This window comes from Agrobacterium tumefaciens (assembly GCF_017726655.1).
Lineage (GTDB): Bacteria > Pseudomonadota > Alphaproteobacteria > Rhizobiales > Rhizobiaceae > Agrobacterium > Agrobacterium tumefaciens_B.
In genome coordinates this window covers 620,189-645,427 of sequence record NZ_CP072308.1, presented here as the reverse complement: position 1 = coordinate 645,427, position 25,239 = coordinate 620,189, and the positions used below count along the sequence as shown (strand labels likewise).

Annotated in this window: 26 protein-coding genes, 1 tRNA gene and 1 pseudogene; 7 read left to right on the top strand and 21 right to left on the bottom strand. The window is 58.3% G+C overall.

All coding sequences use genetic code 11. The features are described from left to right. Positions 1–5: 5 nt before the first annotated feature. Genes fghA through AT6N2_RS03275 form a run of 3 tightly spaced genes read right to left on the bottom strand, consistent with a single transcriptional unit; the run spans position 6 to position 2,010 of the window. Positions 6–839: an S-formylglutathione hydrolase gene (gene fghA, locus AT6N2_RS03285; protein ID WP_063948996.1), complete on the bottom strand. Its 834-nt coding sequence runs from the start codon at positions 837–839 to the stop codon at positions 6–8. 30 nt (positions 840–869) lie between these two features. Next, positions 870–1,529, bottom strand: a complete 660-nt coding sequence (locus AT6N2_RS03280; protein ID WP_063948995.1) for a DUF1345 domain-containing protein — start codon at positions 1,527–1,529, stop codon at positions 870–872. A 25-nt stretch (positions 1,530–1,554) separates the two neighbouring features. Further along, on the bottom strand, positions 1,555–2,010 hold the full coding sequence (locus AT6N2_RS03275) for a YaiI/YqxD family protein (RefSeq protein ID WP_063948994.1): 456 nt from the start codon (positions 2,008–2,010) through the stop codon (positions 1,555–1,557). 165 nt (positions 2,011–2,175) lie between these two features. Here AT6N2_RS03275 and AT6N2_RS03270 point away from each other — a divergent pair, with 165 nt between their 5' ends. Beyond that, positions 2,176–2,628, top strand: coding sequence for a DUF5680 domain-containing protein (locus AT6N2_RS03270; protein WP_063948993.1), 453 nt, complete (start codon positions 2,176–2,178; stop codon positions 2,626–2,628). Positions 2,629–2,679: 51 nt separating this feature from the next. On the opposite strand, the gene AT6N2_RS03265 is transcribed toward AT6N2_RS03270, so the two are convergent. The 11 genes and pseudogenes from AT6N2_RS03265 to AT6N2_RS03215 form a co-directional block, all read right to left on the bottom strand. Further along, positions 2,680–3,336 carry a peroxiredoxin gene (locus AT6N2_RS03265; RefSeq protein ID WP_063948992.1) on the bottom strand — a complete coding sequence of 219 codons (657 nt, stop codon included), beginning with the start codon at positions 3,334–3,336 and terminating at the stop codon, positions 2,680–2,682. Positions 3,337–3,716: 380 nt separating this feature from the next. Beyond that, a complete protein-coding gene (locus tag AT6N2_RS03260) occupies positions 3,717–4,172 on the bottom strand; it encodes a Rid family hydrolase (RefSeq protein ID WP_063948991.1) in 456 nt (151 codons plus the stop codon). Positions 4,173–4,284: 112 nt separating this feature from the next. Continuing rightward, a pseudogene (locus AT6N2_RS03255) lies at positions 4,285–4,655 on the bottom strand (helix-turn-helix domain-containing protein); the annotation flags it as partial. A 275-nt stretch (positions 4,656–4,930) separates the two neighbouring features. Further along, a complete protein-coding gene (locus AT6N2_RS03250; protein WP_425292732.1) occupies positions 4,931–6,712 on the bottom strand; it encodes a chloride channel protein in 1,782 nt (593 codons plus the stop codon). Between the two features lie 21 nt (positions 6,713–6,733). Further along, the gene (locus AT6N2_RS03245) at positions 6,734–7,564 is read right to left on the bottom strand and encodes an MBL fold metallo-hydrolase (protein WP_209088437.1); all 831 of its coding nucleotides are present in this window, start codon (positions 7,562–7,564) and stop codon (positions 6,734–6,736) included. Positions 7,565–7,566: 2 nt separating this feature from the next. Next, on the bottom strand, positions 7,567–8,349 hold the full coding sequence (locus AT6N2_RS03240) for a TatD family hydrolase (RefSeq protein WP_209088434.1): 783 nt from the start codon (positions 8,347–8,349) through the stop codon (positions 7,567–7,569). Between the two features lie 11 nt (positions 8,350–8,360). Continuing rightward, positions 8,361–9,911, bottom strand: coding sequence for a methionine--tRNA ligase (gene metG, locus AT6N2_RS03235; protein ID WP_209088431.1), 1,551 nt, complete (start codon positions 9,909–9,911; stop codon positions 8,361–8,363). A gap of 289 nt (positions 9,912–10,200) precedes the next feature. Beyond that, entirely contained in the window at positions 10,201–11,226 is a 1,026-nt protein-coding gene (locus AT6N2_RS03230) for a DNA polymerase III subunit delta' (RefSeq protein ID WP_209088428.1), read from the bottom strand. Then, positions 11,219–11,893 (bottom strand): dTMP kinase, encoded by a 675-nt coding sequence (gene tmk / locus AT6N2_RS03225; RefSeq protein ID WP_209088425.1) that lies wholly within the window; start codon positions 11,891–11,893, stop codon positions 11,219–11,221. Before tmk ends, AT6N2_RS03230 begins: the two co-directional genes overlap by 8 nt. 135 nt (positions 11,894–12,028) lie before the next feature. After that, complete coding sequence (locus tag AT6N2_RS03220; RefSeq protein ID WP_209088422.1) at positions 12,029–13,201, bottom strand: D-alanyl-D-alanine carboxypeptidase family protein; 1,173 nt, start codon at positions 13,199–13,201, stop codon at positions 12,029–12,031. Positions 13,202–13,272: 71 nt separating this feature from the next. Continuing rightward, complete coding sequence (locus AT6N2_RS03215) at positions 13,273–14,361, bottom strand: septal ring lytic transglycosylase RlpA family protein (RefSeq protein WP_209088419.1); 1,089 nt, start codon at positions 14,359–14,361, stop codon at positions 13,273–13,275. Between the two features lie 315 nt (positions 14,362–14,676). Here AT6N2_RS03215 and AT6N2_RS03210 point away from each other — a divergent pair, with 315 nt between their 5' ends. Next, positions 14,677–15,015, top strand: a complete 339-nt coding sequence (locus tag AT6N2_RS03210) for a hypothetical protein (protein WP_063948985.1) — start codon at positions 14,677–14,679, stop codon at positions 15,013–15,015. 118 nt (positions 15,016–15,133) lie between these two features. On the opposite strand, the gene AT6N2_RS03205 is transcribed toward AT6N2_RS03210, so the two are convergent. The 4 genes from AT6N2_RS03205 to AT6N2_RS24100 form a co-directional block, all read right to left on the bottom strand. After that, positions 15,134–15,223 (bottom strand) — tRNA-Ser (locus tag AT6N2_RS03205). An 87-nt stretch (positions 15,224–15,310) separates the two neighbouring features. Continuing rightward, entirely contained in the window at positions 15,311–15,463 is a 153-nt protein-coding gene (locus tag AT6N2_RS03200) for a hypothetical protein (protein WP_209088416.1), read from the bottom strand. Positions 15,464–15,797: 334 nt separating this feature from the next. Continuing rightward, positions 15,798–16,025, bottom strand: coding sequence for a hypothetical protein (locus tag AT6N2_RS03195; protein WP_144574242.1), 228 nt, complete (start codon positions 16,023–16,025; stop codon positions 15,798–15,800). Between the two features lie 15 nt (positions 16,026–16,040). Continuing rightward, entirely contained in the window at positions 16,041–16,304 is a 264-nt protein-coding gene (locus AT6N2_RS24100; RefSeq protein WP_144574240.1) for a hypothetical protein, read from the bottom strand. 147 nt (positions 16,305–16,451) lie between these two features. Here AT6N2_RS24100 and AT6N2_RS03190 point away from each other — a divergent pair, with 147 nt between their 5' ends. From AT6N2_RS03190 to AT6N2_RS03180, 3 genes are all read left to right on the top strand, one after another. After that, positions 16,452–17,171 (top strand): hypothetical protein, encoded by a 720-nt coding sequence (locus tag AT6N2_RS03190; protein WP_209088413.1) that lies wholly within the window; start codon positions 16,452–16,454, stop codon positions 17,169–17,171. Between the two features lie 138 nt (positions 17,172–17,309). Further along, on the top strand, positions 17,310–18,803 hold the full coding sequence (locus AT6N2_RS03185; protein ID WP_077224753.1) for a D-alanyl-D-alanine carboxypeptidase family protein: 1,494 nt from the start codon (positions 17,310–17,312) through the stop codon (positions 18,801–18,803). 83 nt (positions 18,804–18,886) lie between these two features. Beyond that, on the top strand, positions 18,887–19,147 hold the full coding sequence (locus tag AT6N2_RS03180) for a hypothetical protein (RefSeq protein WP_003502750.1): 261 nt from the start codon (positions 18,887–18,889) through the stop codon (positions 19,145–19,147). A gap of 93 nt (positions 19,148–19,240) precedes the next feature. On the opposite strand, the gene gyrA is transcribed toward AT6N2_RS03180, so the two are convergent. Continuing rightward, positions 19,241–22,033 carry a DNA gyrase subunit A gene (gyrA, locus tag AT6N2_RS03175; protein ID WP_209088409.1) on the bottom strand — a complete coding sequence of 931 codons (2,793 nt, stop codon included), beginning with the start codon at positions 22,031–22,033 and terminating at the stop codon, positions 19,241–19,243. 215 nt (positions 22,034–22,248) lie between these two features. On the opposite strand from gyrA, the gene AT6N2_RS03170 reads away from it, so the two are divergent. Then, on the top strand, positions 22,249–22,878 hold the full coding sequence (locus AT6N2_RS03170; protein WP_063948979.1) for a MarC family protein: 630 nt from the start codon (positions 22,249–22,251) through the stop codon (positions 22,876–22,878). A 129-nt stretch (positions 22,879–23,007) separates the two neighbouring features. After that, a complete protein-coding gene (locus tag AT6N2_RS03165) occupies positions 23,008–24,156 on the top strand; it encodes a CBS domain-containing protein (protein ID WP_209088406.1) in 1,149 nt (382 codons plus the stop codon). Positions 24,157–24,204: 48 nt separating this feature from the next. On the opposite strand, the gene AT6N2_RS03160 is transcribed toward AT6N2_RS03165, so the two are convergent. Both AT6N2_RS03160 and AT6N2_RS03155 read right to left on the bottom strand, forming a co-directional pair. Beyond that, positions 24,205–24,462, bottom strand: coding sequence for a hypothetical protein (locus AT6N2_RS03160; RefSeq protein WP_209088403.1), 258 nt, complete (start codon positions 24,460–24,462; stop codon positions 24,205–24,207). A gap of 39 nt (positions 24,463–24,501) precedes the next feature. Beyond that, positions 24,502–25,080, bottom strand: a complete 579-nt coding sequence (locus AT6N2_RS03155; RefSeq protein ID WP_209088400.1) for a single-stranded DNA-binding protein — start codon at positions 25,078–25,080, stop codon at positions 24,502–24,504. Positions 25,081–25,239: the final 159 nt, after the last annotated feature.

Here is a 25,239-nt window from a genome sequence, read left to right as displayed (position 1 = left end):
TATGCTTAGCCAAGCCGCTCCGCGTGCCACTTCAGATGATCATCCATGAAGGTGGAGATAAAATAATAGGAATGGTCGTAACGCTCGTGCATGCGCAGGGTCAGGCCAATATCCGTGCCCTTGATTGCCTCTTCAAACAACCAGGGCCGCAAGCCATTTTCAAGGAAACTATCGGCCTTTCCCTGATCGATCAAAAACGCGGGAAAGCGCGCGCCGTCTTCGACCAACGCGCAGGCATCATACTGCCGCCAGGCGGCCCTGTCGGCGCCAAGATATTTTTCCAGCGCCGGCTCTGACCAGTCAGCGGAGGAGGGTGCCACGATCGGCGCAAAAGCGGAGCAACTCTTGAAGCGCTCCGGGTTCTTCAGTGCGATGGTCATCGCGCCATGGCCACCCATCGAATGGCCGAAAATGCTCTGCCGGCTCATGTCGGCCCGGAAATGCTGGCCGATCAAGGCCGGCAGTTCTTCCGTGACATAGCTGTACATCTGGTAATGCTCGGACCACGGCTCCTGCGTGGCGTCGAGATAAAAACCAGCGCCCTTGCCCATTTGCCAGTTGGTCAGTTCGTCCGGCACGTCATTACCACGCGGGCTTGTATCCGGGCAGACGATGATCAGTCCGAGTTCCGACGCCATGCGGCGATATTCACCTTTTTCCATGACGTTGGCGTGGGTGCAGGTAAGGCCTGAGAGATACCAGACAACGGGGCAGGGCTCATGGATCGCCTTCGGCGGCACATAAACCGCAAAGGTCATCTCACATTTCAGGGTCTCCGACTGGTGGGAAAATACGCCCTGCATGCCGCCAAAGGCCGTATTTTGCGAGATAATGTTCATGAAGACAGTCCTCTTGAAAAGAAAATTGGTTCAGCCCGCAAGCGAGACGGCGGCATTCACAGCCGCCGCTACCAGAACCGTATTGAAAAAGAAAGAAACGACCGAGTGGAGCAACGTGACCTTGCGCATGGCGGTCGTCGTCACGCCCACATCCGACGTCTGCGCCGTCATGCCGATCACGACGGCGAAATAAAGAAAATCATATCCGCACGGCTCCTTCGTCGCCGGAAAATCCATGCCGCCGCGAGGCTGCTTTTTCCCATCCACCGTAGCTGGCCGCCAGTAGAGATGGGCGTAGTGCAGGGCGGTCATGGTATGGATCGTCATCCACCCAAAGATCACCGAAGCGAAAGCGATGAGCAGCGTCCAGACGGTTTCGCCTTTGTGATTCAGCGCCTGGAACAGCGAGACAACCGCAACAGCAACGGCCAGCAGCGTGACGGCGATGATGGCAACCGCTGGCAGATCGTCGCTATCGGCGTGGGCCTTCAAATGCTGCGCCGTGAGGCTCGACAGCCGAAAGGCAATCAAGGTGAGATAGGTCAGGAAAAACAGCACCGCCGCAAACTCGATTGCCTCGGACGGAGCGAAAGCCAGCGCGCCGCCGAGGCCAATGACGCCAGCAAGGAAAGCGATGACGAAGGGTTGATGGCGGCGATAGCTGTTGCTTTTCGGACTGGCCGAGGTCATGGGCGGCACCTTTCTGTTGGCACCCTCACTTTTTGACACGGCGGCAGAAACGGTCAAGCGTCTCCAGAAAAGCCGAACGGTCGCGCGGCGAAAAAGCGGCGTTATAGCCTTTGCTTTCGCCGGTTTCGCGCAAATGCGCACCGAGGTCACGCATCGCCGTCGCCATGCCAATATTCGATGGATCGAACACGCGCCCCGTCGGCCCGGTCACCAGCGCGCCCTTTGCAACACAGCGGCCCGCGAGCGGCACATCGGCGGTTATGACGATATCGTTCTCACCGGCATGGTCGGCGATCCAATTATCCGCGGCGTCGAAACCAGCCGACACGATCACATTTTTTACCATCGGGTCGCGCGATGGGCGCAGACCGGAATTGGCAACGAAGGTCACCTCCAGGCCATGCCGTTCCGCCACCTTGAGAACTTCCGGCTTCACGGGGCAGGCATCGGCATCGACATAGATTTGCGGCTTTTGTGACATGGACACTCTTGATGGCTATTTCCCGCCACGCTTCTAAGGCTAAACGCCACGATTACCAAGCCCATCAAAGCCGAAATAGCGATGAGGCGTCGCGTGAAAAATCCTTGTCGCGAGAGCAAAAGGTGGCTATGTTCACGTTACGTTCCATTCGGGCAGGTTGATCAAATGCTGGAAGAGTTCATCGTGCAGGCCAAGTCCAATACCTATGTCGGTGGCGGCGATCAATCCGCAGCGCCAACGCGTCCGGGGTCGCACGATCTCAGCTACCGCGAAGGCGACTGGCACTATATCGACAGTTATTTCGGAGGAACCGACTTCATCGGCCAAGAGGTCGTCTGGCATCTGGGCGTGCCGGTGTGGGCAATGAGTTATTATGGTCGAATTCTCCGGCCCGACATGATCGACGGAACCACGGCCGGCGAGGTCATACAGCGCTCGCTTTCCATGCTCTATCGGGAGGGCCGGTTTCTCGGCGGCTTCACCCATCCGGTCGACGACCTGACCTATGTCGACACCAATACTGGAGACTTCAACTCCTTTACCGGCCTCGAACGGATTTACCGCGGACATGTCGAGACATACCGCCTTGACTATCACGGCGGGATCATAAAGCCATGAGAGAAAAGCGGATGGAGCGATGGTACTGCCATGCCCCATCCGATTATGAGATCAGCCGGGCTGCTTGGTCTTGCGCAGATAGGGAAGAACGGTGTCGTAGGACCCGAACCGGGCAATTGCATCCTCGTTGGAAACAGCGGCGGTGATGATGACATCCTCACCCTGTTTCCAGTTCGCTGGCGTCGCCACCTGGTGTTTGGACGTCAGCTGGATGGAATCGATCGCGCGAAGAATTTCCTCGAAGTTCCGCCCTGTGGTCATTGGGTAGGTGAGGATCAGCTTGATCTTCTTGTCGGGACCCACGACGAAGACGGAGCGCACGGTGGCGTTATCCGCCGGCGTTCGGCCTTCGGAACTGTCGCCAGCGCCCGCCGGCAACATATCATAGAGCTTTGCGACCTTCAGATCCTTGTCGCCGATCAGCGGATAGTCGACATTGAAGCCTGTTGCCGTGCGGATATCGTTTTTCCATTTCTCATGGCTCTCGACCGGATCAACCGAGATGCCAATGATCTTGACGCCACGCTTCTCAAATTCCGGCTGCAGTCCGCCCATCGCGCCAAGTTCCGTCGTGCAAACAGGCGTGAAATTCTTCGGATGCGAAAACAGCACCGCCCAGCCGTCACCGATCCAGTCGTGAAAGCTCACCGGACCATGTGTGGTCTCGGCCGTGAAGTCGGGTGCTATATCGTTGATACGCAAGCTCATCTGATGCTTTCTCCCTGATGCTTGTTCCGAAAAAAAACGGGGGTTTTCGAAATCCATGTCTGGCGCAGGAGCTTAGAGTTTTTGCGTCAAATGGCCAGCCTTTTCGTTGGTCACCCGGTAACGTCTGCTTAAGCCTCCGCTGTGAAACAGCCGGGTTGACCAACCCGGCTACCCTGGCATCGACGACCCGCCCCGACCGGACCGGCTGCGCCGGGTTGCAAGGGCGGGGAGGGGCGGGTGATAAGCTCACCTGGCTTTAGCTTCCTCGGTCGTCACGCAAAGAGAGACCATCGAGGAAGTAACCAGCCTGTCGCATGAGGCATAGACCTGCGCGATTTTTTGCACACCATGCTTTTCTATCTGAGGATCATCGCAGCCATTTAACGGTCCACGACCGCCCGGAATGTGATCTCAACGAGCTGTTGGGGAAAGGCGAGGCGCGTAACACCAATAATGTTGCTAGCCAGCTGAGGGAGATCGGAACCGTAAACGCTCTTTCGGATTTCCGCTGCAGGGCCGAATGCTGCGTCGACGTCCAGCACGTAGAGCGTCTCTTCAACAACATCATCCAAGGTCGCGCCAAACTGCTGCAAAATGGTACGTGCGTTCTCATAAGTTTGGCGAATCTGAGCTGCCATCGCCTCGAACGAAACCGGCTTTCCAGTGGCATCGACTTTGGCAGGTGCGACCAAACTCCCTTGACTATCGTGGCTGAGCTGACCGGAAATATAGATCGTATCCTTGACCTTGACCGCTTGTGCGTAGCCAAATGCTTTTTCCCAGGCAACGCCGTGGTTTGCAGATTCAACGCGTGGTGTGTTTGCTTCGTTCGTCATCGTTGGCTCTATCGAGAAATATCCAGAACCCAAGACTGAACGAGTTTGACTGTGCCGTGAATTGCAATAAATATGACTAATGTATTGTGGTTTTCGCAATAAACAAACTCTTCCTGTTGGCCGCCGCTCTCGGCCAGAAGCTCGCTTCATTCATCCGCATCCGCGAGATTGCGACGCCATGCTCTTCCTGAAGCTTCTAGGCCGCAAGCGTTGGCCCGAAATCAAGGAAGCGGCGTTTGCGCACCAGCAACCAAACGTAATCGCGGACGCCGGTGGCGATTAAATTGTTTGACGGGCGACTAATTGCCTTGTGTCTGATCGAGCAGCGCCGGTAGCCTCTTTACGACAAATCAGTCTCTGAACATGCCGGGCGCAGATTGCCAGTACATGTGCCGCTGCGACAACGGTCATGTGGCCATCAACGACTTTCGACAAAACCTCAATTCGCTGCAAATCGCGCTCGCTCATCGTAATCAGTCCCATCTGCAATCTCCCTGAGGTCAATCTGACCCGGGGAGTGTGACATTCCAACTTCGCAGAAACAGGACACTTTAACTTTGCGGCCACAAACGCTAATCGCATAAGATAGATTATGGAACTTATGCAGATGGATGGCGCAGTGCGGGTCTCTTTACTCACCACCTCGGACACAGTCTTCACATCATCAACAATCGACGAAACCATCCGTCCATATGCCATATAAAGCTCTCAATTGATCTTGAAAATTCAGAGCGATAAAGCAGCTTCCTAATCTTGTGTCACAGCTCGCCTGAGGCTTCCCGGCGTCTCTGGTCGAGCTCTTCGCTATAGCGCCGCAGCGTATGGCTCTCCGTCAACAGGCCGACGGGTCGGTTTTCGATTTTGTCGTTGACCACCACGAGCGCTTCGCTTTCCGCGGCATCGAAGGCTGCGGCTGCCTGGCGGGCGTTCATGGTTGGTAGCAGCACGTCGTTCTTGTAGTGCAAATAGGTTTCCATGCTGATCTTGCTCGGATCCCGGTCCATTGGATCGGCGTAGATTTCTGGCACGAGCACGATACCGGCGTATCGTCCGTCGTCATGGGTCATGATCACGCGCTGGGTCGAACCGAGCGGAAATTTTTCCTTGAAGGCTGGCAGTCCCATGCTGACATTGGCCTTGCGGATATCGGCGCGCATCATCTTGCCGACCGTCAGGTCACGGATCCAGCCAATGTCATGAGCGCTGCGAATGCTTTCGCCGCGCAGGTGAAAGCGCCAGGTGGCGAAGGAGTAACCGAAGGTCGTGCGCACCACAAGCGACGTGGTGATGACGGCCGCAAGAACCAGCGCGGTGATCTGGAAGTCGCCCGTCAGTTCCAGCGCGAGAAATGTCATTGTCAGCGGACCGCCGATGATGGCGGCGGCAAAGGCGCTCATACCGATTACGGCGTAAACGATGGGCGCTGTCGAGCCATAGCCGATATAGGGTGCGCAGAGGGCGAAAATCTTGCCGAGCAGCGAGCCCATGAAGAGAGACGCAAAGAACAGACCACCGCGGAAGTTCGAGCCTATCGAGATCGCGCTGGCTGCAGCCTTCAGCAGGAACAAGCCCGCAAGCCCGTAGATCGTCAAGTCGGCATCCATGTTGAGATGCAAGGCCCCATGGCCGCTCGAGAGAACCTGCGGTGAAATCAACGCCAGCCCACCGACAACGATGCCGCCGAGCGTCGGACGCAGCCAGCTAGGAATAGCACTTTTGCGGGCCGTCTCCTCAATGAAGGATACCGCCTGCATGAGCACGATACCGATGGCCGCGCACACAACCCCAAGGAAAATAGCCGGCACATAATCGGCAGGCGTCACGCGGCTGGCGTCGACGATATCGATGGAGAGGCCATGGCCGCCAATCAGGCCGATAACCGTTGTCGCCACCAGCGCTGAAACGATCAGCGGTGCTAGCGTCACGACAGTGTAGGTACCGATGATGAGTTCGATGGCGTAAAATGCGCCAGTCAGAGGTGCGTTGAACGCCGCTGCGATGGCGCCTGCGGCGCCGCAGCCGACGAGGATGCGCATGTCCCCTCGCCTCAGTTTCAGCTTGATGCCGATCTTCGATGCGACGCCGCTGGCGATCTGTGTGTAACCCGCCTCAAGCCCGACGGAGGCGCCAAAACCGTTGGAAACGATGTTCTGAACGCAGACGATGATGCTGTCCGTGAGCGACAGGCGCCCACCATGCAGCGCATTTGCCTCGATGGGGTCGACCATCGGCTTTTTGCGCGTTATGGAGAGGATGAAGATGATCAGGCCAAGCAGGACACCGCCCATGATCGGCCCCAGCAGCACGATCTGACCAGAGAGATCGCTGCTGCTCAGACGTTCGACGCCAAAGACCAGCACGTGCAATGCCGTGCTCAAAGCACCGATCAAGGCTACCAAAAGGCCGGCTGCGATGCCGATGAGCACGGCAAGCGCGACAAGGCCAAGTTCGCCGCGCCGGAACATGGCGCGCAGGCGGCTGGCGCGCAGATTGTCGAAGAAGCTCGCCATACTCGGTGCACGGAAAGGCTTGGTCGACATGCTGTTCCTTTTCAGGCGGCGTCAGGCGGCTTCTAAATCGATCTCAATTTCGAAACGCATCTGATCATAAGCCGGTTCAACATGATCAGGCGTTTCATGCATCACCGTCTCATAATCGAGCGGAATATGCATGTGGGTCAAGATCGCCCTTGTAGGTGCCAGTTTTTCGATCCAGCCAAGCGCCTGTTCGAGTGAAAGATGGCTGGGGTGATAGCGATATTGCAGGGCGTCGATGATGAGCACCTCAAGCCCGGCGAGTTTCGGCAGGCTCTCGGCCGGAAAATCGCTGATATCGGTGCAATAGGCCACATCACCAATGCGGAAACCCAGGGAATGGACGTCGCCATGCTGCTGCATATGTACCTGGAAGGCGATTGGCCCTCCGGCTCCATCAATTACGACTGGCTCGTTGATATCGGCGATCAGATGGGGTCGCGCAATCGGCGGATAATTGCTGCCCGCCGGCGTCTCGAGACAATAGGCAAAACCATCGCGGATGCGCGCCATGGTAACAGGATCGGCATAGATCGGGACGCGGCTTTTCTGGAGCGCGAAATAGATGCGCAGATCGTCAATGCCATGCAGATGGTCGGCATGAGCATGAGTGTAGAGAACGGCATCGATAGCCTCCACCTTCGCGGCGATCATCTGCTCGCGAAAATCCGGGCCGGTATCGATGACAACGGTGGTCTTGCCGCCATCCGGGCTGATCTGCTCCACCATGAAGGCCGCACGCGTGCGTCGGTTCTTCGGGTTGTCAGGGTCGCAGGCTCCCCAGTCGCCGTTAATGCGCGGGACGCCGGGTGAGGAGGCGCATCCGAGAACCGTGAAGCGGCGACGGTAGATTGCCACGCCTACACCCTTGTCATCTTGGAAAAGCAGCGGAAGGCGTTTTCGGTGGTGATTTCGGCCATCCTTTCAAAGGAAACGCCATGTACCTCGGCCAGAACTTCCGCGGTATTGACCACATAGGACGGCTCGTTGCGTTTGCCGCGCCAGCGCTTCGGCGCGAGATAGGGTGCGTCCGTTTCGACGAGCAGGCGATCGAGCGGCACGGTGGCGGCGATATCGCGGATATCCTGCGATTTCGGGAAGGTCAGAATGCCCGAAAAAGACACGTATCCACCCAATTCCACACCGGTTTTTGCGAGCTCGGGACCAGCGGAAAAGCAGTGTAGAATGAAAGGAAATGCACCCTTCCCGCTTTCGGCGCGCAGGATGGCGGCCATGTCGTCATCGGCGCTGCGGCTGTGGATGACAAGCGGCAGCTTCGTTCTTCTTGCGGCCTCTATGTGGCGGAGAAGGCCGGTCTTCTGGTCTTCCGGCTTCTGCGTGTCGTAGAAATAATCCAGACCCGCCTCGCCGATCGCCACGATCTTCTCATGGCTCTCGGCAAGCTCTACCAGCTCATCGGCGGAGATATCCAGCTCCTCGTCGGCATTGTTCGGATGGGTGCCCACCGAGCAAAAGACGGACGGGTATTTTTCCGTGATCTTCAACAGTTCGGGCAGACGACGCACCCGGGTCGAGATCGTCACCATCTGGCTGACGCCGGAGGCATGGGCGCGCGCGATGATGTCGTCGCGCTCAGCCTCGAAATCGGGAAAATCCAGATGGCAATGGGTATCGATCAGCATCGTGGTGGCCTTCACGCTTCCGGCGCGACGTAACGCGGGAAGACGGGCTTCGGAGCTTCCAGTGGTGTGCCCGGCACCAGACGACCGGCTTCGCCCAACGCCGCGAAGTCGCGCTTGTCGGCGGGCGCCGCAACGAGATCGAGAAGCTTTTCACAGGAACCCGGCATGATGGGCTGTAAGAGAATACCGATCTGGCGCACCACTTCCGCCGTGACGTAAAGCACGGTGCCCATCCGCTCAGGGTCCGTCTTCTTCAGCGCCCACGGTTCCTGCGATGCGAAATAGCGGTCGGTCTCGGAAACGACCGCGATGATGGCGGCTACCGCGCGGTGAATGAGCTGCTTGCCCATCTCCTCACGGCAAATGGCGAGCAGACCGTCTGCAGACGCCAGCATCGCCTTGTCTTCGTCGGTCAAAGGACCGGGCGTCGGGATCTTGCCATCGCAATTCTTGACGATCATCGACAGCGAACGGCTGGCGAGATTGCCGATGCCATTGGCAAGGTCGGCGTTGACGCGGGTGGTGATCAGGGCATCGTTGCAGTTTCCATCCTGCCCGAACGCAATTTCGCGGCAAAGGAAATAGCGGACATAGTCGATGCCGAATGTCTCGATGATGTCGAATGGATCAACGACATTGCCGAGCGATTTCGACATTTTCTCGCCGTTATTCAGCACGAACCCATGGGCGAAAACCCGCTTTGGCAGCGGCAGGTTCGCCGACATCAGGAAGGCCGGCCAATAGACCGCGTGAAAGCGGATGATGTCCTTGCCGATGATATGCAGATCGGCCGGCCAGTATTTGGCGCGGGGACCGTTCCTGTCTTCGAGGTAACCCGTTGCGGTAATGTAGTTGGTCAGCGCATCGACCCAGACATACATGACGTGCTTCGGATCATTGGGAACCTTGATGCCCCAATCGAAGGTGGTGCGGGAAATTGACAGGTCCTTCAGACCGGATTTCACGAAGGAGATGATTTCGTTACGGCGTTCTGCCGGACCGATGAAGTCAGGGTTCTCCTCGTAGAGCTTCAGCAGCTTGTCCTGGTACTCGGAGAGCTTGAAGAAGTAGCTTTCCTCCTCAACCCATTCCACCGGCGTGCCCTGCGGGCCGTAACGGACGCCATCGGCGCGCACTTCGGTCTCGTCCTCGGCGTAATACGCCTCGTCACGAACGGAATACCAGCCGGCATAGCTGTCCTTGTAGATGTCGCCGCTTTCGGCCATCAGGTTCCAGATATTGCGCGAGGTCTCGTGATGACGTTCTTCCGTCGTGCGGATGAAATCGTCGTTGGACGCGTTGAGCAGCTTGCCCATTTCGAGAAACTGATTGGAATTTCGCTCCGCCAGTTCTTCCGGCGAAATGCCTTCCGCACGTGCCGTCTGCTGCATCTTCTGGCCGTGCTCGTCCGTCCCGGTCAGGAAGAACACATCCATTCCATCCAGGCGCTGAAAGCGCGCCATGGCGTCCGTCGCAATCAACTCATAGGCGTGGCCGATATGCGGCTTGCCATTGGGATAGGAGATCGCGGTGGTGATGTAGAATGGTGTTTTGTCTGTCATGACGGTCTATCGACTTTACAGGCTGTTTTTTGGATAGACCGCTCATAAACCATTGTTCGCAGCAGCGAAAGAAAAAGAGTACATTTTGTACGAGGGCTTGCGGACAAAGTGGGGTTTTGGCGGAGGATTGATTCCGCACTCCTTCACCCCGGACGAAATCCGGGTTCAGCGCGATCAAGTCCTTGATCGCAAAAGGCTCCTCTCGCCCGCCGGCGCGCCTTGGCTGGATACCGACTCGAGGCCGGCATGAAGGAAGAGGAAATCGTACGTTCCGTGCGATCCCTCGCCTTCAGACGCCCCGAATATCTTCCAGAATGGAAAGCACCATTTGCTTCTTGTCGAGATTATAGGCCTGCGCGACGCTGATACGTTCGGCAAGCGCCGAAGAAAGCCTTGCATTTTTTTCCGCCGCGGCAATGTCGCCAGCCATTGCGAATGCCCGCGCCAAGGCCATCAGCTCTTCGGTCACATGCTCCATGAAGAAACCAAGGACGATGTCGCCGTCCTTCTGCGCCAGAACCTCTGCCAGCTTGTGCATGCGCTTGCGCGCCGCTGGCCCTTCGGCCGACATGACCTCGGCAAAGGCCTCGACAATGTCGGAGCCGCCGTAATTCATCAGCTTCAGCGCCTGCGCAACGCTGCCCTTCGAGGCCTCAAGCAGGGCGTCGCGTTTTTCGCCCTCAGGACTGATGCCGAGATGATCGAGCGATTGCACCATGGCTTCGTCGGAAAGCGGCAGCAGTCTCAGAGGCATGCAGCGCGATCGGATGGTTGGAAGCAGTTTACCCGGCGCGTGCGACAGCACGAGGAACATGGCCCGCTTCGGCGGCTCTTCCAGTATTTTAAGAATGGCATTGGCGGCATTGCGGTTGAGATCGTCGGCCGGATCGATGATGACGATCCGCCAGTTTCCTGTGCCCGATGTCTGCGAAAAGAAGTGCCCTGCCCGCCGCACCTCATCCACGGTGATCGCGGATTTGACGCGCCCGCTCTTCTCATCGACCGGGCGCGTGAGATGCAGGAGGTTATGCGAGGCGCCGGCAGTAATCTGGCGGCTGACGAGCGACTCCGGATCGGGGTCGGCGAGATAATCCGGCGCCTGGGTCGGATCAGGATAGCTCAAGACATGATTGGCAAAACGAAAGGCAAGCGTCGCCTTGCCGATACCCTCCGGCCCTTCGATCAGGATCGCGTGGTGGCCCTTGCCGGAACGATAGGATTGCGCAAGAAACGCTTCCGCTTCTTCATGGCCGAAAAGCTTCGTGTTCTGCTGCGGCGCGATGGCGCCGTCGAGAACGCCCGGAACGTCACTCATGCGCCGCGTCCGAAGCGTTTCCGACACGCGAAAGCAATGGCTCAACGAATGACATGACGTCTTCCGTCACCTTGTCTTCCGGCTGATCTGCATTCACGATCCTGCAACGACGCGGTTCGCCAAGCGCAATATCCAGATAGGCCTCGCGCCGCTTCTCGTGGGTGTCGATTTCTTCTTTTTCGAATCTGTCAGGGGCCGCCCCCTCGTCCGCGCGCTTTCTGGCACGCGCAAGTCCCTTTTCAGCGGCAATATCGAAGATAAGCGTCAGTTCCGGCAAAACGCCATCAATCGCGATGCGTTGCAGCGTCTCCACGAAGTCGGGCTCCAGATTGCCGGTCGTGCCCTGATAGACACGCGAGGAATCAAGAAAGCGGTCGCAAAGCACGATCTCGCCGCGCGCGAGCGCTGGCCGAATAACCTCTTCGACGTGATCGTTGCGCGCAGCGGCAAACAGGATCGCTTCCATGCGCACACCGAAGGATTCCGCTGCCCCTGAGAGAATGACGTGGCGTACGGCCTCAGCCCCCGCCGAACCGCCCGGCTCACGGGTCACCACGACCTCAAAACCACGGCCGCGAAGCGCCTGTGCAAGGGTGCGAATCTGCGTCGACTTGCCAGCGCCCTCGCCGCCTTCGAAGCTGATGAACAATCCGGTCTTTTCGGCCAATGTCACGTCCTGCGCGGGTTTCCCTGAATTCGAAATGCCTGTTTACAGCATCGAACCGAAATCTGTGAAGCGCTTTTCAGAAAATCCGGTTCCCAAACAATAGCATGGGATAAATGCCGACCAATCGATGGGCTTTTAGAGCCAGAACAGCAGCAGTTCCTTCAGCGCACCCGCTGCATTCTGGGTGAGTGACCCCTTGCCTACCGCCGCCTTTGTGTAAAGCGGAACCTCGCGCAGCAGTCGCTCGCCCGAGAATATCCTGAGCGTACCCGCATTCGCGCCAGCATCGAGAGGCGCATTGAGGGGCCAGCGATAGACGATGCGGCCGGAAATTCTCTCGGGGTTGTTGACCGGTACGAGAACGCTCACGTCCTCCTTCGGCGAAAGATCGACGGAAGATGCCGCGCCACCGTAGACGCTGACCGAGCCGACAACCTCGTCCTTGCTGAAGAGGTGGCGTTTTTCAAACGCGGTCAGGCCCCAATCGACGACGCGGCGGGTTTCTTCCTGCCGCGTCTTGTCGTCTGCGATGCCCGCAAGCGCCAGATACACACGCCGGCCTTCGCGTTCCGCCGAAACCACGGCTGCAAAGCCCTGCCCCTCTGCAAATCCCAGCCCAAGCCCATCAATGCCGCTCCCCGGCGTCAACAGCGTATTCTTGTTGCGCTGAAAAATCCGGTTCCACTCAAAATCAGGCTTGGTGAAAAGCCCGTAACGTTCCGGGTACCTGTCATGGAGATGCTGGGCAAGACGCACCATATCCTTGGCCGTCGTCTGGTTGCCGGGGTCTGGCAGCCCCGTCGAGTTTTTAAACGTGCTTTGACCCATGCCAAGTTCGCCTGCCCGCGCCGTCATCCGCTTGGCGAAAGCAGCATCCGACCCTGCCATGCCTTCGGCGACGATGATGCAGCCATCATTGGCGTTCTGGACGATGATCCCCGTTAGAAGATCGTTGATGCTGATCGACGATTTCAGAGCCGCAAACATTGTCGAGGTGCGGGACGGCGCGCCGCCGGTCCGCCACGCATATTCCGAGACAGGATAAACTGTCTCGGCGGTGACCTGCCCCTTGGAAAGCGCATCCATCACCACTTCCACCGTCATCAGCTTGGCAAGCGACGCCGGAGCAAAAGGCTGGTTTTCGTTTTGCGACAGAAGAACGGTGCCGGTTTCGGCATCGATCATATAGGCCTGTTCCGCCTTGGCGATAAAAGGTCCAGTCTGTGCCTGTGCGGTGACGGCGTTCAGCAATGAGAAAGCGGCCGCCGCAATGGCTGACCGATAGGAGCGATAAATGGCCTTGCGCATGAAACCGCCCAATCCTGCCTGCAGCAACCGGCTGCCAGCCGTCAACGCAACAGGCAGCCTCTTTTTATCCGTCAGCGTGCTTTGGCCTGCTGACGCTTTACATGGGCGAGTATCGATTGCTCGTTGAGCGCGCCACGATCGACGAGCACGCTGTCGAACACACGCGCTGTCTTCGTAACACTAGCCGATTCTTCGGAGTAAGCCGCCGCATATTTGGAGGAAGGCGTGGGCACGCGTAGATAATTGCCGCCCGGTGCTGCCGGCGCACGCATGAAGTTGCCTTCCGGCCGTTCCGCGAGGAAGGGGCCGATTTCCGGCAGAATTGCAAATTGTTCGAAGCTCGGCGCGGGACCATTAACAAGCGGCATGGCCTGAAGCGCCGCATTTTTCTTGGTCCCAACGAGCGCCGTCTGCGTGGACGCGCCGTAATTGGGGTTGGAGGTCGGTGCAGGAACGAAGTTCGGCGAGGCCGAAGCAACCATCACACCCGTTGCGATCTGTCCTTCAGGTGCGACGCCCGGCGAACGCGAACCCTTCGGGATATAGGAGGCCATCAGATACGGCATATCATGACCGTCCAGGGGGGCACGGCCGGCATATTGAACACGCACATTGGCGGTCCCCGTGCCCTTCATGTCCAGAAGGTCGGCAGTCTTGCTGGATACGTCGATCAGGCGACCTTCGTGGAACGGGCCACGATCATTGACGCGCACGAGAACAGAGGCGCCATTATCCATATTGGTGATGCGCGCATAGCTCGGCAGGGGAAATGTCGGATGTGCGGCAGAAAGATGTTCTTTGTCGTAAACTTCGCCGTTGGCGGTCAGACGCCCGTGGAACGCGGAGCCATACCAGGAGGCAAGGCCGACCTTGTTGTAACCGGGCTCTTCTTTGGGGAAATAACGGCGACCCTTGACGGTGTAGGCATTGCCCAGCAACTCGCGTCCGCCACCCTTGGGTATGTTCTTGCCATCGGCAACGCGCGGGCTGGCCTTCACGCCATACTCGGATTCGGAAAAATATTCCTTGCTGCGCTTGGATTTAGGCTTGGTCTCCGACGTGGTGGAACACGATGCGGTGGCTGCGCAAAGCACGGAAATTGCAAGCCACTTCACGCCCGACCTGGCGTTGATGCCGAGTTTATTGACCGTAGATTTCAAATCGTCTGCCCCACGCTACTATTGGCTCGGAGAACCGCACCCTCACTTGCCTCGATAATTGCCCCTGCCATCGAAGCACCTAACAGTCGCTTAATCTTGTGCATAACGTGGCGAAAATGCGAACGACATCTGCAAATTCGATAAAATTGTAATGAACGTGGTTAATGATTTCTTTCCATTCTGCCCGCCTCCTAAAGCGGATCTTCCGTAAAACGTGTCTCCCTAAGAGAGCCAGAACGGAACAAATTAAAGGCAACCACGTTCTTTCCCCGCACAGAAACAAGCTTTCCGCCGGTGTCGGCTGAGGGAGGAAACATGATAAAGCTTATTCAGACAGCAAGTCTCGCGATCGGTGTCGCACTCGTATCCTTCGCCGCGCCGATCACGGCAAGCGCTCAGGACATGGAGCTGCGGATCGGACCCGACGGTGTTCGCCCGGTCATCCGCGACCGTGACCGAGACATGGACCGCCGCGGCCCACCCCGCATGCGCGGCTGCAGCGAGCGCGAGGCCCGCGCCGCCGCCCGCGAAGCAGGTCTGCGCGATCCCGAAGTCGTCCGAGTAACCCCGCGTCGCGTCGTCGTTGAAGGCTACACCCGCCGGGGCCAGGATACGATTACATTCGCGAACGAACGCGGCTGTCCAGAAATCTGATCAGAGCACAATAACGCAACCCGCCGAAAGGCGGGTTTCTTTTTGCCACCGACCGACGAAAACAACTCACACGGCGCGGGAAGAAGCGGCCAGACGTTATGAATATGATTGTCGCTGATGGCAGATGGGGTGGGATTCGAACCCACGGTACGCTCTCACGCACGCCGGTTTTCAAGACCGGTTCCTTAAACCACTCGGACACCCATCCATCGGTGGTGAGGCTTTATAGCGTTTTGGAAATGGCCGTCAATCCCGCCACGCAGACGAAGCAGCTCATCTTTTGAAGCACAGACGATCATTGCCCAGGCGTCGTTGCAGGCGGCAGGAGCGAACCGTCGCCCGACGGGATAGACGGAACCTGCTGCGCCGTGTCGAATAAGGTGAGGCTTAACACGATTGCCACAAGCACCAGCAAAAGTGCCACGAAGAAGATACCGGATTTGTCCATGCGTCTGCTCATGTCACGATATGTTAAAGCCGAATATGTGCAATTCGAGGCAGCACGAAGAATAAATCGAAGTCTGTCAAGTTGTCTTACAGATTGACAGAGTTCATCGTCTGAAAAGATACGAATTGTCCGAAATTTCTTTCGAGGCGTACTGTTTGGGATGGAAGTGACCTATCGCGTCAGCCTCAATGTCACTTATATCACGCCATCGCTCCCGGGCATTGCCCAACTTTCCCCGAGCGATCAACCTGCCCCGCTTATCCGCGGGGCTTTTTTCTTTCACGGCATCACTAAACAGACGGCAACCGGAGCCTGGGCATTCGTACATTGCATATCACACGCCGATGCTGGGCCTGCCATGGCCGGCACCCCCCTCACCGCGCAGGATATCATAAAACAAGTCCAGCAAAGCAGGCGGCAAAGTGTCTGACAACTCAGCGATGATTTCGCCGGCGCGATTGTAGGAATAGATGGCGCACAGCGTCAGAACAAGCAGTAGGATCCAGGGCCAAAGCGGCTTGCGTCTCTGCGGTGCTCCATTGGGTGGTTGCGGTAAACTCATGCCGATACCTTCCGCTCAGGCCTTCACGCGCGGCTCACCCCCGGGCGCATAGGCGGTTTTCTGCAGGAAACGGAATATATTGCCGCACTGCGCGCAACGGATCATGAAATCGGTCGGATCGCCGGAGGGCCGTTCGACACGAAAACCTATCGGCATCTCATCGATGCGAAAATCGACGTCACGGCGGCTCTTATCGTCCGATTCAGAAGCTTCGGCAAAGCCTTGATGTCCACATTTCGAACATTCGAGCTTCCGGGAATATCTGTCGCGCGCTGCCATATGCCGTCCTTTGTTCAATGGTTATCAGGTAGCAGCGGCAAAACACCATTTCAATGGCAGCCACGGCAGGTTAAGACCGTCACGGCTATTTCCACACTGTAAACCCTGCCGAAGCGAAAACCGACCGGAAGCCGTTGACCATCACCGATGACCGACCATAAGCGCCTGTTTTCACCTTCCTTCATGTTTCGTGCCGCCCTCGTCGGTGTAAGCCTGCTGGTCACCCTTGCTGCGATGAATGTCGGAATAAAATGGTATGGGGCGCGGATTAGCCAGGCAGGCTATACAACCGAAACCGACGCGGTAGAGATCGTTATCGGTAATGATCGGCTAAGGCTCGCCAAGAATACCCTCCGCGCACCTGCCGAGCGTTTCGGCGGAGAGCGCGACCGCGTCGATCTTTTCCTGACCTGGCCCGATCTGAGGGGGTACGAGCAAGCGAATCGATCCCTGTTTGATGATCCCGCGCAGGCGCCAAGGCTGATATTCATCCAGCTTTCGCGGAGCACCATGTCGGAGGATATGTCGGGTCGTTTCGGGCCGATTTACTCACGGCTGACGGAAGGCGAGCCGGTGCCGCTAAAGCACGGTCTTCTGCTTCACCGGCTGCGCACCGATTCCGGCTACGGTAAGGAGGTCATATTGACGGGCGAACGAAACGGTCAAAGCGCCTATGTGGTGCGCTGCCTTATGCCAGAGCCGCCGCAGCAGCCTACGGGCAGCGATTGCCAGCGCGATATTCGCGTCGGGCAGGACTTGAGCCTCTTCTATCGCTTCTCGTCTCTCCTGCTGCCGCAGTGGGACAATGTGGATGCGTCCGTGAAAAACTATATCGAGCACCGCCTCGTAAAAGACGGAAATCCATGACACGGCACAGCACGGGCAACATGCGAAAAGTCGCATTTTATGGAAGTCGGATACCTTTCATAAACCACTTGGTAACGCCATCCCGATAAAGTTTCGTCTCGGAGCATCGGGCGGGGCGTGTCCGAGCGGAACATAAATATGCGATTGAAGAGTTCAGCAGTGTTGAAAAGTCTATCTGGAGCACATTCGCGCAGAGCGGGTGCAACGTCTTTCGTGAGGTTTATTGCGCTAACCCTTGCTGCGGCGTTCATAACCGCAACATCCGTTCAGACTGCAAAGGCCGATCCGAAATATGCGGGCATCGTGATCGACGCCAAGACCGGCAAGGTTCTCTACGGTGAGGATCCGGATGGTCTGCGTTATCCGGCGTCGCTGACCAAGATGATGACGCTTTACCTTACGTTCGAAGCGCTCAGCGCCGGGCGTATCTCCCTTGATTCGAAGGTTCCGGTGTCGGCCAATGCTGCCAAGGAACCTCCATCCAAGCTCGGCGTGCGCGCCGGCGGCAGCATCACCGTGGAGCAGGCCATCCTCGCACTCGTCACCCGCTCCGCCAACGACATGGCGACCGCGCTTGGCGAATACCTCGGCGGTTCCGAGGATCGTTTTGCCCGGATGATGACCGCAAAGGCCCGTGCACTCGGCATGACCCGCACGACCTATCGCAACGCCAACGGCCTGCCAAATACGGCGCAGATGACGACGGCGCGCGACCAGGCCCGTCTCGGCATCGCTCTTCGCCAGCACTTCCCGCAATATTACGGCTATTTCTCCACCCGTACCTTCAACTTCGGCAAGCAGGTTATCGGCAATCATAACCGCCTCGTCGGAACCGTGAAGGGCGTGGACGGCATCAAGACAGGTTACACCCGCGCAGCCGGCAGCAATCTTGCCACATCCGCACAGCTCGATGGCCGGTCGATTGTGGCTGTTGTGCTTGGTGGACGGTCCAGTGCCGCCCGTGATGCCACGATGCGCAAGCTTGTGGCCACCTATCTGCCGCAGGCATCGCGCGGCGGCAACAGCAACCTCATTGCGCAGACCCGCTCCGCACCGGTCGAAGAGCCTGTTGCAGTTGCAGCAGCCGTTCCTTCCGTGGCCGTTGCTGCAACGGATGCCGGCCTGCCGCATGCGGGCCCGGTTCCGCAGACCCGTTACGAAGAAGCGCCCGTTAGCGCCTTTGCTGGTTCCGCTTCCAACCCGGCGGTCAAGGCCATGGAAGCCGCCACCTGGCAGAAGGGCAAGGACCCGATCGTTCGCGCACCGGCTGCTCCCGACCGCAATCTGATCACCAATTCGACCAAGGTCGACAATATCGTCACCGCATCGACGGCAGCATCTGCTTCCACAGCCCCTTCCGTCTCACCACGGGCAGAGGCGCCCCAGGGTGGCTGGGTGATCCAGATCGGCGCATCGCCGGACGAGAGCTCTGCACGCGGCCTGTTGCAGAACGCACAGGAAAAAGGCGGCGCGGCTCTTCGCTCCGCAAAACCCTTCACGGTCGCCTATAGCAAGGACGGCTCCCAGATCTACCGCGCCCGTTTCGGCGGCTTCGACGGCCAGAACGCCGCGGTAAATGCATGCAATGCATTGAAAAAGAAAGGCGTCAGCTGCTGGGCGTCACTCCAGTAACAGACGTTTCCGCAGGCGGTGCTTCATTGTCGAGACATCGCCTGTCTCCTCGAATTGTGTAATGAGTAGCGAGGCTTTCCAAGATGGCAGTCAACGAGAATTATTCGGACATTGCGTCTGGCAACGGGCATGGCAGCCTTTCGGTTCTGCATCCCATTCACGAAGCGGCAATGCGTATCGCCGATCTCGGTCTTAATCGTTCCAAGGCGAAAACGCGCGATCTCGTGGCGCTGCTTCTGTCGCATGGCGCCCGTGCGTGGCGCTCGAACCAGCCGGAAGCAAACATCCACCTTCATGTCGCAAGCCGTTCGGGCCGTGCTCCAGTCCATATCCGGATCCGCTGAGAAAGATCGCGTCTAATCCATGCAACAAAAACCCCGCGGAGCCTGAGCGCCGCGGGGTTTTTCTTGACCGGTTACAGGGGATGGCGAGGCGGCTTACGCCTCGCTCTCCGGTGCCTCAGGTGCATCCGGCGGCGTGTCGGCAACATCGTCGCCATTACCGCTTTCCACCTCATCGTCGCCCTCGGGCTCGTTGATGCGCTCTACCGAAACCACCTTCTCATCCTTGGCGGTCGAGAAGATCGTCACGCCCTTGGTGGCGCGGCTGGCAATGCGGATGCCGTTGACCGGCACGCGGATCAGCTGACCGCCATCCGAGACCAGCATGATCTGGTCGCCCTCTTCCACCGGGAAGGCGGCAACGAGTTCGCCGATTTCGTTGGTCTTTGCGGTATCGGTGGCGCGGATGCCCTTGCCGCCTCGGCCCGAGGTGCGGAAATCATACGAAGAAGACCGCTTGCCGAAGCCCTTCACGGAAACCGTCAGCACGAATTCTTCACGTGCCTTCAGTTCCTGATAGCGCTCTTCGCTGAGTTCGCCCTCTTCCGTTACGTCCTCGCCAACAAGCGCGATGTCTTCTTCATCGACACCGGCAGCGCGCCGCTCGGCGGCCGAGCGCTTGAGGTAGGCCGCACGCTCCCACGGTTCAGCTTCAACGTGCCCGACGATGGTCATGGAGATGATGCGGTCGCCTTCAGCCATGTTGATGCCGCGCACGCCGACCGAGTTGCGGCCGGCAAAGACGCGCACATCGTCCACGGGGAAGCGGATGCACTGGCCAAGCGCAGTCGTCAGCAACACGTCGTCACGGTCGGTACAGGTTTCGACGGAGAGGATTTCATCGCCCTCCTCGTCCAGCTTCATGGCGATCTTGCCGTTGCGGTTGACCTGTACGAAATCACCGAGCTTGTTACGGCGAACAGTGCCGCGCGTCGTCGAGAACATCACGTCGAGCGTTTCCCAGGTCGTTTCGTCCTCGGGCAACGGCATGATGGTGGTGATGCGCTCGCCAGGTTCCAGTGGCAGCATGTTGATAAGGGCCTTGCCCTTCGACTGCGGTGTGCCGATCGGCAGACGCCAGACCTTTTCCTTGTAGACGATACCACGCGAGGAGAAGAAAAGGACAGGCGTATGGGTATTGGCAACGAACAGACGGTTGACGAAATCTTCGTCGCGCGTTGCCATGCCGGAGCGCCCTTTGCCGCCGCGACGCTGTGCACGATAGGTCGTCAGCGGCACGCGCTTGATGTAACCGAGATGCGAAACGGTGACGACCATGTCTTCGCGGGCGATGAGGTCTTCATCGTCCATATCAGGACCGCCTTCGACGATCTCGGAGCGACGCGGCGTACCGAACTCGTCGCGAACGGCGGTCAGCTCATCCTTGACGATCTGCATGATGCGCAGGCGCGATGACAGGATTTCCAGATACTCGCTGATCTCAGCGCCGATCTTGTTCAGCTCGTCGCCAATTTCATCGCGGCCGAGCGCCGTAAGACGTGCGAGGCGCAATTCGAGAATGGCGCGCGCCTGTTCCTCTGAAAGGTTGTAAGTCCCGTCTTCGTTGATGCGGTGGCGCGGGTCATCGATCAGGCGGATCAGGCTTTCCACATCCTGTGCAGGCCAGCGACGCGTCATCAGTTCCTCTCGGGCCGACGCCGGATCGGGAGCATGGCGGATGACGCGGATGACCTCATCGATATTGGCGACTGAAATCGCCAGACCGACCAACACATGCGCGCGCTCACGCGCCTTGCGCAGCAGGTATTTCGTGCGACGGCTGACGACGTCTTCGCGGAAGGAGACAAAAGCACGCAACATGTCGAGCAGCGTCATCTGCTCGGGCTTGCCGCCGTTCAGTGCCACCATGTTGCAGCCAAACGAGGTCTGCAGCGGCGTGTAGCGGTAAAGCTGGTTCAGGATGACATCCGCATTGGCGTCGCGCTTCAGTTCGATGACGACGCGGTAACCCTGGCGGTCGGATTCGTCGCGCAGGTCGGAAATGCCCTCGATCCGCTTTTCCTTGACCAGCTCAGCCATTTTTTCGATCATCGACGCCTTGTTCACCTGATAGGGAACTTCGGTGATGATGATCTGCTCGCGGTCGCCACGCATCGGCTCGATCGTGGCGCGGCCACGCATGATGACAGAGCCGCGGCCCGTCTCGTAGGCCGAGCGGATGCCGGAACGGCCCATGATCAGCGCACCGGTCGGAAAATCCGGGCCAGGAATGATCTGCATCAGTTCCGGCAACTCGATCGCCGGATTGTCGATCAGGGCGATACAGCCGTCGATAACTTCGGACAGGTTGTGCGGCGGGATGTTCGTCGCCATACCGACCGCGATGCCGCCTGCCCCGTTGACCAGCAGGTTCGGGAACTTGGCCGGAATGACCACGGGCTCCTGCAGCGTGCCGTCATAGTTGTCGCGGAAATCGACCGTCTCCTTGTCGAGATCATCAAGCAGCGCATGCGCGGCCTTATCGAGACGGCATTCGGTATAACGTTCGGCCGCCGGCGGATCGCCGTCGATGGAGCCGAAGTTGCCCTGCCCGTCGATCAGCGGCAGGCGCAGCGACCAATCCTGCGCCATACGCGCCAGCGCATCATAAATCGCCGAATTGCCGTGCGGATGGAATTTACCCATCACGTCACCGGTGACGCGGGCGCATTTGACGTATTTCTTGTTCCAGTCGATGCCGAGTTCGGACATGCCGTAAAGGATACGGCGATGAACCGGCTTCAGGCCGTCTCGCACATCGGGAAGCGCGCGGGAAACGATGACGCTCATGGCGTAATCGAGATACGACCGCTGCATTTCCTCCATGATGGAAATCGGTTCAATGCCTGGCGGAAGCTTTCCGCCGCCGGGGGGGCTCTGGTCAGTCAAAACGGATCACATTCTCTGTTAAGAATCGGATGGATTTTTATAGCGGAAACAGGAAGGTTAAGCCAATTTCCCGGCAAGTTTTGAACAGGCTTTTGCGTCATTTGCAAGACAAACGCCGGTTTTCACGATTTCACCGCCCAAATGCGCGACCGTCCCTTTTAAACTGCGGGCGAGTTGCGTAGGGTCCGGCATAAAAACAAGACAGCGGGGAAAAAATGGCCAGCAGCGAAACCCTCATCAATGCGCTCACCACACTTCTGGTGACGCTCGATCCGCCGGGCCTCGCCCCCGTTTTCCTGGCGCTTACGACAGGCATGAACCGCAGCCAGCGTAGCCAGGTAGCGTTGCGCGGTTCCATCATCGCTTTCGGCATCCTTGCGGTCTTCGCTGTCTTCGGGCTTGCGATCCTCAACCTGCTTGGCATTTCGCTCGGCTCCTTCCGCATCGCCGGCGGCCTTCTGCTGTTCTGGATCGCCTTCGAGATGATTTTTGAAAAGCGTCAGGAAAGGAAGGAAAAGACGTCCGAAATAGCCATCACCAAGGATCATCTGCATAATCTTGCGGTCTTTCCGCTGGCACTCCCGTTAATCGCCGGACCGGGCGCCATCTCCGCGACGGTGCTGCTTGCGGGCTCGATGAACACGACCTTTGAGATGGTGGTACTCATCCTGATCCTCGCCTTCGCCATGGGCCTCGTTTACGCCGCACTGATCGTGGCGGAACGCATGGACCGGTTTCTCGGCAATACGGGCCGCGCGATCCTCACGCGACTTCTTGGCGTGCTGCTGGCGGCGCTGTCGGTGCAATTCGTGGTCGACGGGATCAAATCCGCCTTTGCTTTCTGATTTGTCGCCCACTGGGATGGACGCATCATAATTCCCATCGATATCAGGGAGAGGAAAAATCCTGCCTTTAAATCCGGCCGTCGCTTCGTTTAAAGACAGGTAACGTTTCCGGATTCGAAAGTTCTTCTCATGCGTTCAATGCTGCGCCGCCTCATCCCGGATGCCGCACCTGTCAGCAACAGGGAAAGGCTACGCTCTGCAATAGGCGCCTTCGTCGGCATTCTCCTCACCGGCCTTCTGGGAAGTCTCGCCCTGCGTTTCGATCCTACCTTGCCCGCCATGATCGCACCGATGGGCGCGTCTGCCGTGCTTCTGTTCGCGGTGCCCTCGAGCCCGCTGGCGCAGCCCTGGTCGATCCTCTGCGGTAACCTCGTTTCGGCGTTTGTCGGTGTGAGCGTGGCCCTGCTCGTTCCGGATCCATTTCCTGCCAGCGCGCTCGCAATCAGCCTTGCGATCGCTGCCATGATGGCGCTGCGGTGCCTGCATCCGCCAAGCGGTGCCGTCGCTCTCACCGCCGTTCTCGGCGGCCCTGCCGTCCACAGTCTCGGTTATGGTTTTCTGCTCTGGCCGGTGGCCGGAAACTCGCTCATCCTTCTCGTTTTGGCGCTCGTCTATAACAATGCGACCGGCCGCGCCTATCCCCATGGTCTCAAGCTTGGCAAAGCGGCGCACGGCACCACAGATCCCACGCCCATTCAGAAAATCGGCTTTTCCTCAACCGATCTTGATGAGGTGCTGAAAGAATATGACGAGGTCCTCGATATCGACCGCGATGCGCTGGAGACCATCCTGCGCAAGACTGAACTGCGCTCCTACCGCCGCCGCGCGCTGCATCTCGATTGTGCGAGCGTCATGTCACGGGATGTCATCGGCGTCGCACCCGATGACAGCCTTCGCCACGCCCAGGGACTGATGCACAGCCACCACTTCAAGGCGCTGCCGGTCACCAACGACAAAGCAGAAATCGTCGGTATCGTCACCCAGACGGACTTCCTGGAAAAGGCCAGCTGGAGAAATGGCCGTCCCGCCATCGGCTTCCTCCAGCGCCTGCGCCTCATCCTGTCAGGCGCAAGCGCGCCGAACGACACGGTGAAGGACATCATGACCTCGCCTGTGAAAACGGTTTCGCCGGAAACGCCCATCGAGGAAGCCATCATCCGTTTCGCGGAAGAAGGGTTGCACTATCTGCCCGTGGCGGACGCCCGCGGCAAGATGGTCGGCATCGTGTCGCAATCCGATGTCATGGTCGCGATGTTGGCGGACAAGGTGGCGGCTTAGTTTGGCCTCACCAGGCACTTACGCCGAAAAAGAGACCGACAATGGATGTCAGCGTCTTGCTTTCAGGAGCCGCTGCCACAACGTGCCACCAAAGAACCGTCCCAGCACAACGAAATAGGCTATCATCAGGCCAAAGGCGACAAGAGCAGGCGTACCGTTCAGGGAAAACCCCTCCGGTGTTCGCCCGCCCGCAACGGTTGCGACAAGAAATCCCGCCGCAAAAAACACCGTCCAGAAATCAAGGAAAAACGCAAGAATAATGCGCCAGGTGGCGGGCTGTTTCGGTTGCACCGTGTCGTCACTCAAGCTCGCCTCCTGTCATGCACATATTCATCCGGCGTCAGATCAAAACGGGATGTCGTCGTCCATATCGTTGGAGAAGCCGCCCGAAGGCTGGCTGCTGCCGCGGGAAGAACCGCCGCGAGAAGAGGACTGCTGGTCGTAACCGCCGCCATAACCCGAGCCGCCGCCACTGCCGTAATCGTTGCCGCCGCCGAAGTCGCCGCCGCCACTGCGGCCGCTGCCTTCGCCGCGACCATCGAGCATGGTCAGCGTCGAGTTGAAGCCCTGAAGAACCACTTCCGTCGAATAACGGTCGTTACCGGTCTGGTCCTGCCACTTACGGGTTTGCAACTGACCTTCGATGTAGAGCTTTGCGCCCTTCTTGACGTATTGCTCGACCACTTTGCACAGGCCTTCGTTGAACACCACGACCGTGTGCCACTCGGTCTTTTCCTTGCGCTCACCGCTGTTGCGGTCGCGCCAGGTTTCCGACGTAGCAATACGCAGATTGGCGATTGGGCGGCCATCCTGCGTGCGGCGGATTTCGGGATCGGCGCCCACGTTTCCGATCAGAATTACCTTGTTTACGCTACCAGCCATCTCGTCATCCTGTCCGCCGGCCTTCATGACCGGCAATCGCATTTCAAAAAATTCGCCACACAATAGCCGCCACGGCCCGCAAAGGGCACCGCAAGCATGGAACTATCCACAACGAATAATCTTAAGCTGCGGTGGCGGAGATTGTCGCTTGCAATTCGTTCCTTTTTTGTTCTATTGAATCGCAGATTTCGAGTCAAGCTT